Raw genomic sequence first — 16506 nt, 5'->3', positions numbered from 1 at the left:
GCGGCGAGCAATTGCAGAAACCCGCCACAACCCAACACTTCGTCATCCGGGTGCGGAGCGATAATCACCGCGCGCGAGCCGGGCGGCACCAGATCCAGAATGTCGATGGCAGGCAATTGCGCCAGTTGCCGCGAGGTTTGCCAGAGCCGCAACGGCGTGCCCTGACCCACGATAGGATTGGCTTTCATAACGTCCAATCCTCGTTGATCACTGCTTGCCCGAGCGCGGCAAGGTCACGTTCGGCGTGGCTTTGGCGAAGGAAAACCGGCAGATCCGCGATCAACTGCGCAAACTGCCGATCCTTGCAATAAGGCCCGGCACCGAGGGCTCGGCCGACGTGCTGGATAACCTGCTCGGCAGAATTTTCCACCACCGCCCGAGCGCGGCGTGCCAGCAGTTCGGCGTTGGCCGTAGGTTGCGCGTCGATCGCCAGGGCGCTGACCCGCAGCACTTCTGCCGCTGCGTGCAACGCACTGTCGACCGCGCCCAAATGCGCCAGTGCATGCGGTTCCGGGCGTTGCGCACAGTGGCGACGCAAACGCTCGGCGATGCTCTGTGCCGCGCCGTACCAACACGCGGCAATGCCGATGCCGCCCTGCCAGAAACCAGGCCGCTGCAAGTAATCGCCGGGGTTGCCGATGGCTTGCGCCTCAGCGCTCTCGAACACCACTTCAACGCTGCCGGTGGCGGCCATGCCCAACGCTTGCCAGCCATCGGTGGTAACGATGACGCCGGGTTGATCCAGCGCCACCGCTACCAATTGTTGCTGATCCTGATCATCCCAAGCGGTGAGCAGGGCGTGGCTCAACACCGCCGCGCCGGAACACCAGGCTTTGCGCCCATTGAGCAAAACCATTTGCCCGGAAGGCGTGACGCGAACCTTGGCTTGCGGCGGTTCGGCGGCCCACATGCCCCACGTGCTGGCGGGCGTCGGCGTGCCACCGAGTTGCTGGATGATGGCCAGCGCGTCGGTGTGCCCTTCATACAATTTGCACAGCCCGAGGTCGTGACCGCCGACCTCGGCCAGGCGCTGGAAACGCGCCAGGGTTTGCCCGCTGCCGGGCAGTGGAAGCTGATCGAAACCGGCTTCCACTAGCGCCCGCAGGCACCGGCCTAACGCTTGGGTATCAGCGTAGCCGAGTGGTTGTTGGTGCAAGAACGCCTGTAAGTCCATTTCACTCTTCTTCCTCATGCTGCAGTTCGAACAGCAGCAGCGAGCGGCCGGTGACCGAGTATTCGTGACCGAATTCGAAGCGTTCCTGGCCACGAATCGACGGCTGATTGGTGTCGATCATGCAGGTCCAGTGACCGCCATCCGGGACTTCCGGCAAAGTGAAATTGACCACGTCGTGGTGCGCGTTAACCACCAGCAGCAGCGTCGCATCGCCACCCTTGCGGCGAATCCCGGTTTCCTGGGCGCGACCGTCGAGCAGCATGCCGAGGCAGCGACCGTGCGCCTCTTCCCACTGTTCGGTGGACATTTCGTTGCCATCCGGGGCCAGCCAGGTGACATCTTTGACGCCGATGTCTTCGTTGTAATTGCCGACCAGAAAGCGCCCGCGACGCAGGATCGGATACGCCAGACGCAGCTTGATCAGGCGTTTGACGAACTTCAGCAACGCCTTGCCGTCAGCGCTCAGATCCCAGTTGACCCAACCGATTTCACTGTCCTGGCAATACGCGTTGTTGTTGCCGTCCTGGGTCCGCGCAAATTCGTCACCGGCCACCAGCATCGGCGTGCCTTGCGACAGCAGCAGCGTGGCGAAGAAGTTACGCATCTGCCGCTGGCGCAGTTCGTTGATTTCCGGGTCGTCGGTCGGGCCTTCGACGCCGTGGTTCCACGACAGGTTGTTGTTGCTGCCGTCCTGGTTGTTTTCGTCGTTGGCTTCGTTGTGCTTGTCGTTGTACGACACTAGGTCGTTGAGGGTGAAACCGTCGTGCGCAGTAATGAAGTTCACCGACGCATAAGGGCGCCGACCGCGCTGGTTGAACATCTCGCCGGACGCGGTCATGCGGCTGGCGAAATCAGCGAGTTGGCTGTCATCACCCTTCCAGAAGGCGCGCACAGTGTCGCGGAATTTGTCGTTCCACTCGACCCAGCCCGGCGGGAAACCACCGACCTGATAACCACCGGGGCCGCAGTCCCAAGGCTCGGCGATCATTTTCACCTGACGCAGCACTGGGTCTTGGCGGCAAGCAACGAGGAAGCTGTGGCGCTCGTCGAAACCGTCGTGGTAGCGACCGAGAATGGTTGCCAGGTCGAAGCGGAAACCGTCGACGTGCATTTCCGTCGCCCAGTAACGCAGCGAGTCAGTGACCATTTGCAGCACGCACGGGTGGCTCAGGTCGAGGGTGTTGCCGGTGCCGGAATCGTTGATGTAATAGCGCTTGTCATCCGGCATCAGGCGATAGTACGAAGCGTTGTCGATACCGCGCATCGACAGGGTCGGACCCTGCTCGTTGCCCTCGGCAGTGTGGTTGTAGACCACGTCGAGGATCACTTCGAGATTGGCTTCGTGCAGGTGCGCGACCATCTCCTTGAACTCGGCAATTTTGCCGCTGGCCAGGTAGCGCGGGTCCGGGGCGAAGAACGCGATGCTGTTGTAGCCCCAGTAGTTGGTCATGCCTTTTTGCAGCAAATGCTGGTCGTTGACGAACGCGTGAATCGGCAGCAATTCGACGCTGGAAACGCCGAGCTTGCGGACGTGTTCGATCACTTCATCGACCATCAACCCGGCGAACGTGCCGCGCACATTCTCGGGGACGGCAGGGTGACGCATGCTGATGCCGCGCACGTGAGTTTCATAAATGATCGTCTTGTCCCACGGCACGCTGACGCGATGGTCATTGCCCCAGGTGTGCGCCGGGTCGATGACTTTGCACTTGGGCACGAATGGCGCGCTGTCGCGTTCATCGAAGCTGAGGTCGGCGTCTTTGTGGCCGATGGTGTAGCCGAACAACGCTTCCGACCATTTCAGCTCGCCGACCAATTGCTTGGCGTACGGGTCGATCAACAGTTTGTTGTGGTTGAAGCGATGGCCGTTCGCCGGGTCGTAAGGACCGTACACGCGGTAGCCGTAGATCAGCCCCGGATGGGCGTCGGGCAGGTAGCCGTGATAGATCTCGTCGGTGTATTCCGGCAGCTCGATGCGCTCCAGCTCGACTTCACCGGAATCGTCGAAGATGCACAGTTCGACCTTGGTGGCGTTGGCGGAGAACAAGGCGAAGTTAACCCCCAGACCATCCCAGGTGGCGCCGAGCGGGAAGGGCAGGCCTTCACGAATTCGCGACGGCTCGGTGCGAGTTTCTGGCGCGTCTTTTTTTGGACTGGTCATTAAAGTGCTCCTGCAAAAATGGATATGTAGCGAGTTCTGTCAGTCAGGTAGAGCAACCTGTGGGAGCGAGCCTGCTGGCGAAAGGGCTCGGTCAGTCATCACGCATGCAACTGAATTCATGCGACTGACTAACCCCCTTCGCCAGCAGGCTCGCTCCCACAGGTGCTCAGTGTTTTTTCGGGCGAGCGAGCCCGATATGGCGAGCAAGCTCGCCACAGGTTCAATCAGGATAAAAACTTGCTGCGTCAGGCCGTCGGCGGCTTCTTCGCGGTGCGCGGTTTTTTCTCGGCAGCCTTTTCACCCGGCGGGGTGACTTTGGCTGCAGCCGCTGCCGGTTTGGCTTTGGCTTTGGTTTTAGCCGCGCTAGCCTCACCTTCGGCCTGACCGTTCAGTTTGCTGTCGGACTTGGCGGTGTCTGCTTTGGCCGCGCCGGTTTTGCCGGCAGCCGTCTTGCCGCCGGCAGCCTTGGCGGATTTCTTCGGCGCCAGGGCTTCGGCTTCGGCCAGCTTGCGAGCCATCTCCCAGTGGCGCTCTTCGTGCCCTTCAGGCTTACCTTCGGATTCCCATATTTGATAGGCAAATTCGCGAACGCGTTTATCGTCGGTGCTCATCGCAATGCTCCTGAACTGAACTCAAGTGTGAATAGTTTGGATAAAGAGATTGACCGGGAAATCCCCCAGCGCGGCGCTGATGTTCAGCTCCCTGTGGTTTGTGACTGCTGCGTTTGAAAAAAGTCCCTTCAGGTTTTCTTCCGGGGTGGCGAACGGTAATTTCACCCGTGTATCGCCCCAGCGCAGCGCGTCGATCTGCGGCACAGCACTGTTTTCCAGCAGCCCGGCGCAGCGAATCGGCACGATCACGATCGCGTATTGGCCCTGATGTTGACGGGCAAACGCCAACACGCGATGCGCTTCGCTGCCGAGCACTTCCAGCGCCTCATAGGTGCCTTGGCCGAACAACTCGGCGTGCTCGGCGCGCCAGTTCAGCGTGCGCGCGATCAGGCCTTGCTTGATGCGCCCGTCTTGCCAGTTGGTCAGCCATGCGCGGAGGTCCGGCGCGGCTTGCAGCGACTGCTGGCGAGCGGGGTAGTCCACCGGGCGGCGGTTGTCGGGATCGACCAGGGTGAAATCCCAATAGTCGTTGCCCTGATACAGGTCCGGCACGCCGGGCACGGTCATGCGCAGCAAGGTTTGCGCCAAGCTATTCAGCGCACCCGGCGCGGCAATCGCTTGCACTGCGTCCGCGAGGGCCGAGCGCAGTGACATGCCTTCCGAACTCAGCAATACGCGATTGAGGAACGCTTCAGTGGCTTGCTCATAAGCCTCGTTGTTGGCGCTCCAGCTGCTTTGCAACTTGGCTTCGCGCAAGGCTTTCTGCTGCCACTGCCACAGACGTTTGGCGTAGTCCTGCAGCGCCGGTTGATCATCGCTGCGCAAGCCCAACGGCCAACTGCCGAGGATCGCCTGATAGAGAATCAACTCGTCACCGGCCGATGGCGAAAGCTCGTCACTGCGCAGATCCGCAGCCAAAGTGCGCCAGTGTTCGACCTGTTCGGCGTACCACGCGCTGCGTTCACTCAGCACGGCCAGGCGCGCGCGGGTATCTTCGCCACGCTTGTGGTCGTGGGTCGCGGTGGCCAGCAGGTTGTGCGGGAAGGTTTGCAGGCGATTCAGGCACGCTGCATGGAAGTCACTGATCGGCGCGCTGAACTGCTCGGTGCTGAACCCCACGTCGTTGCGCGACAGCAACACCGCCGAGCGATAGAACGCGGTGTCTTCCACCGCTTTCGCCGCTGCCGGCGAAGTCAGTTGCTGGAAACGTACGCACGCATGCTTGAGGATTTTGCGTTGACGGCCCACCGGGCGTTTGCGCCAAGGCTCGCCACCCAGCCAACGGGCGAGACAATCAAGCACCGGCCAATCGGCCTCGCCCAAGGTCTGCCGCGCGCCGTCCATAGCCTGCTGGAAAAACACGTCATCTTCGGCCGAGCGCCCGCGCGGGCTGATGTAAGTGCGGTACACCGGGAAGTGCACGATCAATTCCTGCAACGCGCGGCGGATTGCGCCGAGGGTCAGGTCGCGGGTCATCAGGTCATCGCGCGCCACTTGCAGCAAGGCTTGCGCGACACTTTCGAAGTCGCCGGCCAGCGAACCGTTGAGGATTTGCTGACGCGCCAGTTGTGCCTCGCGAATGAATTCGGCATGCCGTTCGCTGTGGCGATTCCACAGCTCACCGAGGGTTTGCGCACCGGCCGGATCATGCTGCAGCAGCGACAATTGGTTCATGAATTCGTAACCGGTGGTGCCATCCACCGACCAGTCGCGGTGCAGGGTTTCACCTTCGCCGAGGATCTTCTCGACATAGATCGGCAAGTGCCGCTGCGGCGACAGGCTATCGACCCGACGGCGCAGTTTGCGGCAATAACCGCGCGGGTCAGCGAGGCCGTCGATGTGGTCGATGCGCAAACCGTCCACCAGACCTTCAGCAATCAGTTCGAAGATCTTCGCGTGGGTTTCTTCAAACACCGCCGGACGCTCGACGCGCAAACCGCCGAGTTCGTTGACGTCGAAAAAGCGCCGCCAGTTGATGTCATCCGCCGCCGTGCGCCAGCTCGCCAAGCGGTAACTCTGGCGTTCGAGCAGGTTGTGCAGGTTCTGGAAACCTTCTGGCGTCAGCGAATCGTAGGCGCCGAGGTGCTGCTCGATGACCCGCGCAATTGCCGGGTCGGTGGCCAGCTCGGTCAGCTCTTTTTGCAGCGGTGCGGCGAGGTTATGCGCATCGGTCTGGTAGCTCAGGGCGGCAAAACGGTCGCTGAGAAACTTCAGTTGCTCGGTTTGTTCGGCGTTGAGTTGCTCGTCAGGCTTGAGCAATTCGCCGTAGTGCATCGGGCAAATCGGGAAGTGATGATCGTAGTGCTTGACGTAAAACTCGCCTTCGCTCGCATCGAATTGCAGCGCCAGGGTGCCGTCCTGCAACGCCACGCCGTAGTCGCTGCCCAGGAACGGCAGGAGCAATTGCCCGGACATGAGCGGGTCCGGCGAATGCCATTGAATGTCGAAGAATTCGCCGTACGGGCTCAGGCGGCCCCACTCCAGCAAGTCCAGCCACCATGGGTTATCGCTGCCGCCGACCGCCATGTGGTTGGAGACGATATCGAGGATCAGCCCCATGTTCTGTTGGCGCAGGGCCGCCACCAGACGGCGCAACGCCGCTTCGCCACCGAGTTCCGGATTGACCGTGGTCGGGTCAACCACGTCGTAGCCGTGCATCGAGCCGGCCCGCGCGCTTAACAGCGGCGAGGCGTAGACATGGCTGATGCCGAGGCGGGCGAAATACGGCACCAGCGGCACCGCGTCGTCGAGGGTGAAATCTTTATGAAATTGCAGGCGCAGGGTCGCGCGTAACGGTTGGATTGACGTCTGGTTCATTGATCACGCTCAGCAGCCTGAAGTCGCGCACAGGCGAGCAGTTCCACACGCCGGGCGGCGTCCGGGTTATCGAGTAGGGTTTCGCTGGCACCGGGCAGACGTCGCGACCAGTTCGGGTGCGAATCGGTGGTGCCGGGCAGGTTGGCTTGCTGTTCGACGCCGAGGGCATCTTCGATTGGCAGCAACACCAGCGGCGCGCGCGTATGCCCGAGGAAACGGATCGCGGCGTCGAGCACCTGATCGGACTCGTGGGACTCTTCGCGGAAGTTCTGCGGGTCTTCGCTGAGCACCCGGCGCAGGCCTTCGCGCTCGCGTTCACGGTGCTGGCGCCACTCGATTTCACCTTTGGCATCGACCATGCCGAGGCGCGCATTCCAGTCGATATCGTGGCCATGCCACCAGCCATTGATCGTCGGCAAATCGTGGGTGCTGGTGGTGGCCAGCGCGTTGTCCGGCCATTCGAGCGGTGGCTCGAAGTGCGTATTGTCCTGTTCGAACAACAGCACGCGCATGCCGAGAATCGAGCGGGCGATGAGTTTTTCGCGCAAGCCTTCGGCGACAGTGCCAAGGTCTTCGCCGAGGACAATCGCCTGGTGCCGATGCGATTCGAGGGCGAGCAAGCGCAGCAGGTCGTCCACCGGGTAATACAGATACGCGCCATCGGCGGGCGAGGCGTCGTTGGGGATTACCCACAAACGTTGCAGGCCCATGACGTGGTCGATGCGCAGGCCGCCGGCGTGGGCGAAATTGGCGCGGAGCATTTCAATAAACGCGCGGAAGCCGTTGCGCACGAGACCTTCCGGAGAAAACGCGGAAATGCCCCAGCCCTGGCCCGTGCGATTGAGAATGTCGGGCGGTGCGCCGACGGTCAGCGAGGCGAGCAATTCGTCTTGGCGGCTCCAGGCCTGACTGCCGCCGCCGTCGGCGCCAACCGCCAGGTCAGCGATCAAGCCAACGCCCATGCCGGCGCTGCGGGCGGCGACTTGCGCACGCTCCAGGCAACGGGCGATCAGCCATTGGCAGAACGCGAAGAAGCCAATGCGCCCGGCATTTTCTTCGGCGAAATCGGCGAGGGCGGCACTGCGTGGGTCGCGCCATTCTTCCGGCCAGTGGCGCCAGTCGAGCTCTTCACCCTTGGCGGCGCGGGCCTCTTGAATGGCTTCGAAACGGCAGTGGTTTTCCAGCGCTTCGCCACCGGCATGGCGGAAACTGCTGAAGTCTTCGTGCAGCGGATGTTCGCCGTGGACGAAGCCTTCATAAAGCGCTTGCAGCAGACGATGCTTGGCTTCAGCGGCGACCGGCCAATCGATCAGCGGCAGCGCTTCAAGGGCTTGCAGCTGTTCGCCGAGACCGGCCGCTTCAATCGCGTCACGCAGCGCACGTTCACCAAGGATCGAGCCCGGCGCGGCGTAGAGGCTGTTGAGGAACAGACGGCTGGACGGCGAATACGGGCTGTAGCGATGGGTGTCGCTGCTGAACATCGCGTGCATCGGGCTGATCGCCAGCGCTTCGGCGCCGCGTTCGCCGGCCACCCGGGCCAATTCTTCGAGGGCTTGGGTGTCGCCGAAACCGCCATCGCCGGGGCGACGCAGCGAATACAGCTGCACGCTCAAACCCCACGTGCGCGGGATCGCGCTGTTCACCGCATCGCCGACGCTGTAGCAACGCTCGGGCGCCACCGCGAGGGTGAAGGTCTGGCCGTCGATGCTGACGTGCTGATAGCCGACCGGGATCAAACCGGGCAGTACCGCATTGACGTCGAGTTTCAGATTGAGTCGGGAGCCGTCTTCGAGGTGAATCTCGCACGGCGTCTCAGGTTCGAAATAACGCGCCAGATCAACCCCGACGCCGACGTCCGCCGTGATCATTGGCGGCAGGTGCCGGGTTTGCTGGACCTCCTGCAATTGCAGGAGGCTCGCGTCGATTTCCTGGGCGCTGCCCGCCGGGTGACCGAGGCCGGTCAAAACGGCGCGCAACACGGCGGGGGCGACTTTCTGTTGGCGTCCGTTGGCGTCGATCCAGTCGACGGCCAGGCCAGCTCGGCTGGCCAGTATTTCCAGTTGCGCATCGCTCATAGGCGCTCTCCTTCAGATAGCCAAATCATGTCACTAAGGGTTTGCAGCCGTGAGGCTGACGAGCACGCTAAAAGGGGCGAGGCTGCTCTGATCCAACAGGCCGGACGCGGGCGGGTGTTCGAACAGCAGCAACGCATCGGCCTGTGGAGGGTGGACCACGGGCGCGTCGCTGAGGTTCAGGTCAATACGCAGGCGGCTGCCATCGCCCAACTGCCAGCGCGCACTCACCGCACCTTCGCCCAGAACCTCGGTGCCAAGGGCCGTGGCGCCCGGCAGATGGGGAATGATGTGTTGATGGCGCAGTTTCAGCAGCTGCCGATACAAATCGTGCATCGCCTCTTGCGACGGGTCGCCGAGCAGATGCGGCTGCGACGCTTTGAAGGTTTCCGGCGCATTCGGATCGGGGATCTTCTCGCGCTTGTGTGGATCCTTGAAGGCGCTGAACGCGGCGAATTCATTGCGTCGACCTTCGCGCACCAGTTCTGCCAGTTCACCGTGGTGGCTGGTGAAAAACAGGAACGGTTGCTCGGCGGCAAACTCGTCGCCCATGAACATCAGCGGAATCATCGGCGACAACAGCAGCAGCGCGGTCGCGGCTTTCAACGCGTCGGTCGGTGCCAATTGGTGCAGGCGTTCGCCGAAAGCACGGTTGCCGATCTGGTCGTGGTTCTGCAGGAACAGCACAAATGAGCTTGGCGGCAGATGGCCGCTAGGCTCGCCGCGCGCTTCGCCATGCCGATTGATATGGCCCTGAAACACGAAGCCTTCGCTCAGGCAGCGAGCCAATTGTTCGGTCGGGTTCTCTGCATAGTCTTCGTAATAGGCGTCGGTCTCGCCGGTCAGCAAAACGTGCAGGGCGTTGTGGCCGTCGTCGTTCCACTGCGCGTCGAAACCCTGTTCCAGCAGGCTCGCCTGATTGTGTTCGTTCTCAAGGTTGAGCCACACGTGGCGGCCGGGGCGAGTCTGGTCACGCACGCGTTGCGCCAGTTCCTGAAGGAAGTCCGGGTCTTCGATGGCGTGCACCGCGTCCAGGCGCAAGCCGTCGAAGCGGTATTCCATCAGCCACATCAGCGCGTTTTCGATAAAGAAATCGCGCACTTCGCGGCGGCGGAAGTCGATCGCTGCGCCCCAAGGCGTGTGTTTGTCTTCGCGGAAGAAACCCTTGGCGTAGCGATGCAGGTAATTGCCATCGGGGCCGAAGTGGTTGTAGACGACGTCGAGAATCACCGCGAGGCCATGACCGTGGGCGGTGTCGATCAGGTGTTTCAGTTGCTCGGGCGTACCGTATGAGGCTTGCGGCGCGTAGGGCAGAACGCCGTCGTAACCCCAATTGCGATTGCCGGGGAATTGCGCCAGGGGCATCAGTTCAATCGCGGTGACGCCCAACTCAACGAGGCGCGCCAGATGCTGCTCGACTTCACTGAAGCCGCCGAGCGTGCCGACGTGCAATTCGTAGATGACCGCTTCATTCCACGGCCGACCTTGCCAGGCGTTGTGTTGCCAATGGTAGGCGAGGTGATCGACCACCACGCTATGGCGGTCGAGGTCACCGGCCTGGGCGCGGGACGCCGGGTCCGGTACGTCGATCTCGCCATCGATGTTGTAGCGGTATTGCGTCCCGGCCGGGCAGCGGGTTTGCAAAACAAACCAGCCGTCGGCGTGGGGCTGCAGGGGTAAAGATTGTCCATCATCCAGTTTGACACTGACGTTCGACGCATCTGGAGCCCACAAGGCAAAACGCGTGTTTTCTGCGTCCAGCATCATTGCGCCGTGGGGCCAGGTGTCAAGGGTCCGTAACGGCATCGTTGAAACCTCTGTTTATTTGTGGCCGGACTTACCCAAGGCTTTAGCCACTAGTTTTTCGTAAAGTTCGGCGTAGGGTTCGACCGCTTTGCTCCAGTTGAACGGGGCGGCCATCGCACGGCAGCGCATGGCGTTAAGCAGGTCGGGGAAAGCAAATACTTTGAAGGCGCGGCCGACCGCTTCGCGGTAGCTCTCGACGGTGGATTCGTCGAACAGGAAACCGGTCACGCCGTTTTCAATGGTGTCGGCCAGGCCGCCAGTGTTGCGCGCGACCGGCAGCGAGCCGAAACGCTGGGCGTACATCTGGCTCAAGCCGCAAGGCTCGTAACGCGAAGGCATCAGCAGGAAATCGCTGCCGGCGAACATGCGCCGGGCGTCGGTTTCGTTGAAGCCGATGCGTACGCCGACTTGTCCCGGGAAACGCAGGGCCAGTTCGCGCATGGCTTGTTCTTCTTCAGGTTCGCCACGGCCAATGATGGCAATTTGGCCACCTTGTTCGACAATAAACTCGGACACCGCTTCGGTGAGGTCCAGGCCTTTCTGATAGACCAGTCGCGAGACCACGGCGAACAGCGGACCTTCGGAATCTTCGAGGCCAAACAGTTCACGCACGTGGGCGGCGTTTACCGCTTTGCCTTCCCAGTCACCGGCCGAAAACGGGCGGAACAAGTGGGCGTCGGTGGCCGCGTCCCAGCTCTCGTCGATGCCGTTGGGAATCCCGCTGAGCAGGCCTTGCTGGGTCTTGGCGGCAAGGAAACCGTCGAGACCGCAGCCGAAGTCCGGCGTGGTGATTTCCTGAGCGTAAGTGGCACTGACCGTGGTGATGTGGCTCGAATAGGCCATGCCGGCCTTGAGGAACGACATCTTGCCGTAGAACTCCATGCCTTCCTGTTGCAGCGCGTGCATCGGGATGCCCAACTCCGGGCATGAACCCAGGCTGGTCACGCCTTGATAGGCGAGGTTATGGATGGTGAACAGCGTCGGGGTGCGCTGCCCACGCCAGTGCATGTAGGCAGGGGCGAGGCCCGCTGGCCAGTCATGGGCGTGCACCAGGTCCGGGCACCAGTGGATTTGTGCGAGGTTGGCGGCGATGTCGGCAGCGGCCAGACCGAGGCGGGCGAAGCGAATATGGTTGTCCGGCCAGTCGCGACCGTTGTTGGCGCCGTAGGGCGAGCCTTCGCGCTCGTAGAGTTCAGGGCAGATCAATACGTAAATGACCAGGCCATCAGGCATGTCCATGCGCCCGATCTTGCACGGCGGCAGCGCGGCGTGGCCGCCGAGTTCGCCGATGATGTGGATCGGATTTTCGCTATGCAGTACTTGCGGATAACCGGGGATGAGCACTCGAACGTCGTGCAGGTGAGCCATGGCGCGAGGCAGCGCCGCAGAGACGTCACCCAAACCACCCGTTTTCACCAGGTCGGCAATTTCCGAGGTGACGAACAGGACTTTCTTTTTGTTGGGGTTCTGACTGGCTACCGGTGTCAGCGTCTTGGTGCCCGGAACGCTGATCGATTGGGTGCTCGGAGCATTGACGGCGCTCGTTTCGCCGACTCTCTGATGAGCACGCTCTCCCTGAATATCTAAAGCCGCACTGATCATATGTAACTCCCGTGTTATTGATCTAATTCTTGGCATGGCACAAACGATGTTGCTGGCCAATTCCTGTGGCCGGGCGCGAAGGCGCTGCGCATTGGTAGCAATGGCTGCCCAATACGCTAGAGCATTATGGGTATTGCGGCTGTTGCAAGGATTGCACCAGTCGGTATGCACCTGTTGTTAAGAGGACTGTGTGCGGCCGTCAAAAGTTTCGACTTTTTTTCTGCTTTGTGACCGAGCGGCTGACGCTTGCGTTTTTCAGTCTAGGCCAGAAGTTAGAGCGTTGGCGGGCAGATGGCAAAATTGTTCGACAATCGGTTTGAGTGGGTACGGGCGTGCATGGTTTTTTTTCTGCGCGCACCGACGAAGGGCGGGGGGATTTTTTTTAGTGGTCGGGAATGTCGCGTGATTTTTCTGGATTTGTGCGCTGACGGGGCGTCTTGCGCACTGGTTTGGTGCGATGGTTCGGCTGTGCTTTTGATTTCGTAGGAGCGAGGCTCGCCCGCGAAGGCGCCCTAGCAAACGCCCAGTTCTTCGCGAACGCACCCACCCCCTGTAGGTGTGAGCCTGCCCGCGATGAACGCTAACGCGGTCGTTCAGGCCAAAACCCGCACCGGAGCTCCCGCCGCCCAAGCCTGAATGTCCTCGATCATCTGCGCAAAGAACATCTGATAGTTCTGCCGGCTCACATAGCCCACGTGCGGAGTGGCCAGCACCTTTTCCAGCGTCCGAAACGGGTGATTCGCGGGCAAAGGCTCCTGCTCGAAAACATCTAGCGCGGCGCCGGCCAGGCGGTTTTTCTGCAGGGCTTTGATCAGGGCTGTTTCGTCGACGATGGGACCGCGTGCGGTGTTGACTAGCAGGGCCGTGGGTTGCATCCAGTTGAGGGCTTGGCTGTCGACGATGCCGCGGGTGCGGTCGCTGAGCACGAGGTGGACGCTGAGGATGTCGGCTTGTTCGAACAATTGTTGTTTGCTGACGTAGGTCACGCCGGCTTCACTGGCGCGTTCGGCAGTGAGGTTTTCGCTCCAGGCGATCACGCGCATGCCAAAGACCTGGCCGAATTGTGCAACGCGTTTGCCGATGCTGCCGAGGCCGAGAATGGCCAGGGTTTTGCCGTGCAGGTCGCCGCCCAAGCCTTGCTGCCAAGTGCCGGCGCGCAGGGCGTTGGCTTCGGCGACGAGGTTGCGGGTGGCGGCCATGATCAGCGCCCAGGTCAATTCCGGGGCGGCGTGTTTGTAGCTGTCGGTGCCGCTGACCTGAATACCCAGGGCGGCGGCGGCGTTGAGGTCGAGGGCGGCATTGCGCATGCCGCCGGTGACGAGCAGTTTGAGTTTCGGCAGGCGGCGCAGCAGGTCTTCGTCGAACCGGGTGCGTTCGCGCATGACGCAGATAACCTCGAAGTCGCCCAGGCGTTTGGCCAGGGTAGCGTTGTCGGCAGGGTAGTCGTGGAGGAAGCTGACTGTGCCCATGCTTTCGAGCACCGACCAGTCGACCACGCTGCTCGCCACGTCTTGCCAGTCATCGATTACCGCAATCTGCAGCGCCATCGGCCTTACCTCATCAACGAACAGGGTTGTCTTTGTTCAGCCAGCCGAGCAAGGCCTGGTGGAATTTTGCCGGTTCTTCCATTTGTGGCGCGTGGCCCAGGCCCGGGAATTCGATCAGTGTCGAGTGCGGGATGAGTTTGGCGACTTGTTTGCCAAGCACGTCATATTTGCCGATCTGCGTCTTCACCGCCGGTGGCGCGATGTCTTTGCCGATGGCGGTGGTGTCGGACGTGCCGATCAGCAGCAGGGTTGGCACTTTCAGGTCCTTGAACTCGTAGTAGACCGGTTGGGTGAAGATCATGTCGTAGATCAGCGCCGAGTTCCACGCCACTTGGGTTTTGCCCGGGCCTTTGCTCAGGCCGGCGAGCATGTCGACCCAGCGGTCGTATTCAGGTTTCCAGCGCCCGGCGTAATAGGTGCTGCGTTCGTATTCGCGGATGCCGTCGGCACTGACTTTCAGTTCGCGTTCGTACCATTGATCAACCGTGCGATACGGCACGCCGAGGGCTTTCCAGTCTTCCAGGCCAATCGGGTTGACCAGCGCCAGTTGCTCGACTTGTTCCGGATATTGCAGCGCGTAACGCGTGGCGAGCATGCCGCCGGTTGAGTGGCCGAGGAGGGTAGCTTTCTGGATGCCCAGAGCTTTCAGTAGCTGCTGGGTGTTGGTGGCCAATTGCTGGAAGGTGTACTGGTAACTGTCCGGTTTGCTGGAAGTGCAGAAGCCGATCTGATCCGGGGCGATGACTCGGTAGCCAGCGTCGCTGAGGGCTTTGATCGAGCTGTCCCACGTTGCGCCGCAGAAGTTTTTGCCGTGCATCAACACCACGCTGCGGCCGTTGGCCTTGCCGTTGGCGGCGACGTCCATGTAACCCATTTGCAGGGATTTGCCCTGAGACTCAAAGGCAAAATGCTTGACCGTGTACGGGTAGTCGAAACCTTGCAACTCGGGGCCATAAGCCGGGCCTTCGGCGTGCGCCAGAACGGGCAGCGCGGCGGTCAACAGCAGGCTGGGCAGCCAACGGGTAGCGGACATAGTTCAACTCCTTGAGGAAATCGGCCGATGCTGAAACGGCATGATTAGGGCGACATTAAACACTGGCAGTGTGCTTGGGTGATGGTTCAACCCATCCAGCCGAGGGTGGCGAGGGCCAGCACGGCATAACGCGCACCTTTGGCGAGGGTCACAATCAGCAGGAAACGCCCCAGCGGCTCGCGCATGACGCCGGCCACCAGGGTCAGCGGGTCACCGATAATCGGCAGCCAACTGAGCAATAACGACCAATGCCCGTAGCGCTGATAATGTTTGCGAGCTGTTTCAAGATGCTTTGGGCTGACCGGAAACCAGCGCCGTTCGCGGAAGCGTTCGATCCCGCGCCCCAGCCACCAATTGACCAGCGAGCCGAGGACGTTGCCCAGCGTCGCGACCGCCAGCAGCGACCACAGCCAATATTTATCGCTGAGTAACAGGCCGACCAGCAGCGCTTCGGATTGCAACGGCAACAGCGTCGCCGCGCCGAACGCCGCCAGGAACAGCCCGATGTAGGCGCCGAACATCAATGCGCGGGGTAGTCCGCCACCACCACGTCGGCGCCGGTTTTGCTCAGGCCGATGACTTGATACGCGTCGCTCATGCCGTCCATTTCCATGCCCGGCGAGCCCATCGGCATGCCGGGGGCGGCGACGCCGAGCAGGTCATCACGTTTGCTCAGCGCCAGCACTTGCTCGGCCGGCACATGACCTTCGACGAACTTGCCGTTGATCAACGCGGTGTGACAGGACGCCAGGCGTGGCGGCACGCCGTGCTGTTGTTTGAAGGTGCTCATGTCGGCTTCAACGTGATCTTCAACTTTGAAGCCGTTGGCTTGCAGATGGCTGATCCACTTTTTGCAGCAACCGCAATTGGCGTCGCGATGGACTTCAATCGGGATCAGATCTGCCGCTTGGGCGAGGGAGGAAATGAGCAGGGTGCTCAGGGCGATCAATCGCAGAGGGGTTCGCATGGCATATCTCGGCTGGAATGGCGGTCAAAAAAACAGGCATTTTGACTACTTTAGCCGCTGCTGCGCGAGGGGAGTGTTTCGAATTAATGCAGATAGGCCAAGTACGTGAGTAGCTGTGGCGAGGGGGCTTGCCTCCGTTGGGTTGCGAAGCAGCCCCAGCTGTTCCTCCAGTCAGTCCGTGGTCGCAGGTTTGGCGACGGCTTCGCCGCCGAACGGGGGCAAGCCCCCTCGCCACAGGCAAGTCCCCTAGCCACAGGCAAGCCCCCATCACACGGTGCGTCCCGTCAACTAACCTTGAACCGGCCCATGATTGCGCTTACGCGGCTATTCGCTTCCAGCAGTTGCTGGGTGTTGAGTTCGCTGGCGTGACCGCTTTTCACCAGTTCGTCGACCATGTGGCGGATCTGCACCATGCTGCGGTTGATCTCTTCGGTCACTGCGCTTTGCTGCTCGGCGGCAGTGGCGATCTGGGTGCTGAGGCTGTTGATGTGGCTGACCGAGCCGGCCATTTCATCCAGACCGGAGTTAACCCGCGCCGTCGCATCGGCAGCGGATTGGCAACTGGCCTGAGTGTTTTCCATCGCCGCCACCGACGAGCTCACGCCGAGCGTCAGGCGTTTGAGCATTTCATTGATTTCCGAGGTACTGGCCTGGGTCCGGGCGGCGAGGGCGCGGACTTCATCCGCGACCACGGCAAACCCGCGTCCCTGTTCCCC

Annotated in this window: 12 protein-coding genes and 1 pseudogene; all 13 read right to left on the bottom strand. The window is 61.5% G+C overall.

Annotation, left to right across the window (positions count from 1 at the left end):
• Positions 1-188: pseudogene (locus BI292_RS03755) on the bottom strand (PIG-L family deacetylase); the annotation flags it as partial.
• Positions 185-1174 carry an acyl-CoA dehydrogenase gene (locus BI292_RS03750; protein WP_101207037.1) on the bottom strand — a complete coding sequence of 330 codons (990 nt, stop codon included), beginning with the start codon at positions 1172-1174 and terminating at the stop codon, positions 185-187. The pseudogene BI292_RS03755 and the gene BI292_RS03750, both read right to left, overlap by 4 nt.
• A 1-nt stretch (position 1175) precedes the next feature.
• Complete coding sequence (gene glgX / locus BI292_RS03745) at positions 1176-3335, bottom strand: glycogen debranching protein GlgX (protein WP_092280819.1); 2160 nt, start codon at positions 3333-3335, stop codon at positions 1176-1178.
• Positions 3336-3580: 245 nt separating this feature from the next.
• Positions 3581-3946 carry a DUF2934 domain-containing protein gene (locus BI292_RS03740; RefSeq protein WP_101207036.1) on the bottom strand — a complete coding sequence of 122 codons (366 nt, stop codon included), beginning with the start codon at positions 3944-3946 and terminating at the stop codon, positions 3581-3583.
• Positions 3947-3967: 21 nt separating this feature from the next.
• Complete coding sequence (locus BI292_RS03735) at positions 3968-6763, bottom strand: malto-oligosyltrehalose synthase (protein WP_101207035.1); 2796 nt, start codon at positions 6761-6763, stop codon at positions 3968-3970.
• Positions 6760-8838: a 4-alpha-glucanotransferase gene (malQ, locus tag BI292_RS03730; protein WP_101207034.1), complete on the bottom strand. Its 2079-nt coding sequence runs from the start codon at positions 8836-8838 to the stop codon at positions 6760-6762. Before malQ ends, BI292_RS03735 begins: the two co-directional genes overlap by 4 nt.
• A 33-nt stretch (positions 8839-8871) precedes the next feature.
• A complete protein-coding gene (treZ, locus tag BI292_RS03725; RefSeq protein ID WP_101207033.1) occupies positions 8872-10641 on the bottom strand; it encodes a malto-oligosyltrehalose trehalohydrolase in 1770 nt (589 codons plus the stop codon).
• Positions 10642-10656: 15 nt separating this feature from the next.
• Positions 10657-12243, bottom strand: a complete 1587-nt coding sequence (gene glgA / locus BI292_RS03720; protein ID WP_092280829.1) for a glycogen synthase GlgA — start codon at positions 12241-12243, stop codon at positions 10657-10659.
• Between the two features lie 593 nt (positions 12244-12836).
• Positions 12837-13790 (bottom strand): D-2-hydroxyacid dehydrogenase family protein, encoded by a 954-nt coding sequence (locus tag BI292_RS03715; protein WP_101207032.1) that lies wholly within the window; start codon positions 13788-13790, stop codon positions 12837-12839.
• Between the two features lie 13 nt (positions 13791-13803).
• Complete coding sequence (locus BI292_RS03710) at positions 13804-14823, bottom strand: alpha/beta fold hydrolase (protein ID WP_101207031.1); 1020 nt, start codon at positions 14821-14823, stop codon at positions 13804-13806.
• Between the two features lie 86 nt (positions 14824-14909).
• A complete protein-coding gene (locus BI292_RS03705) occupies positions 14910-15344 on the bottom strand; it encodes a YqaA family protein (RefSeq protein WP_101207030.1) in 435 nt (144 codons plus the stop codon).
• Positions 15344-15790, bottom strand: a complete 447-nt coding sequence (locus BI292_RS03700; RefSeq protein ID WP_101207029.1) for a DUF411 domain-containing protein — start codon at positions 15788-15790, stop codon at positions 15344-15346. Before BI292_RS03700 ends, BI292_RS03705 begins: the two co-directional genes overlap by 1 nt.
• A 284-nt stretch (positions 15791-16074) precedes the next feature.
• On the bottom strand, positions 16075-16506 hold a 432-nt coding region (locus BI292_RS03695; RefSeq protein ID WP_256592611.1), incomplete at its 5' end, for a methyl-accepting chemotaxis protein.

The organism is Pseudomonas sp. 43NM1 (assembly GCF_002836905.1).
Classification (GTDB): domain Bacteria; phylum Pseudomonadota; class Gammaproteobacteria; order Pseudomonadales; family Pseudomonadaceae; genus Aquipseudomonas; species Aquipseudomonas prosekii.
The sequence above is the reverse complement of the archived record's forward strand: the minus strand, read 5'-3'. Positions and strand labels throughout refer to the sequence as shown.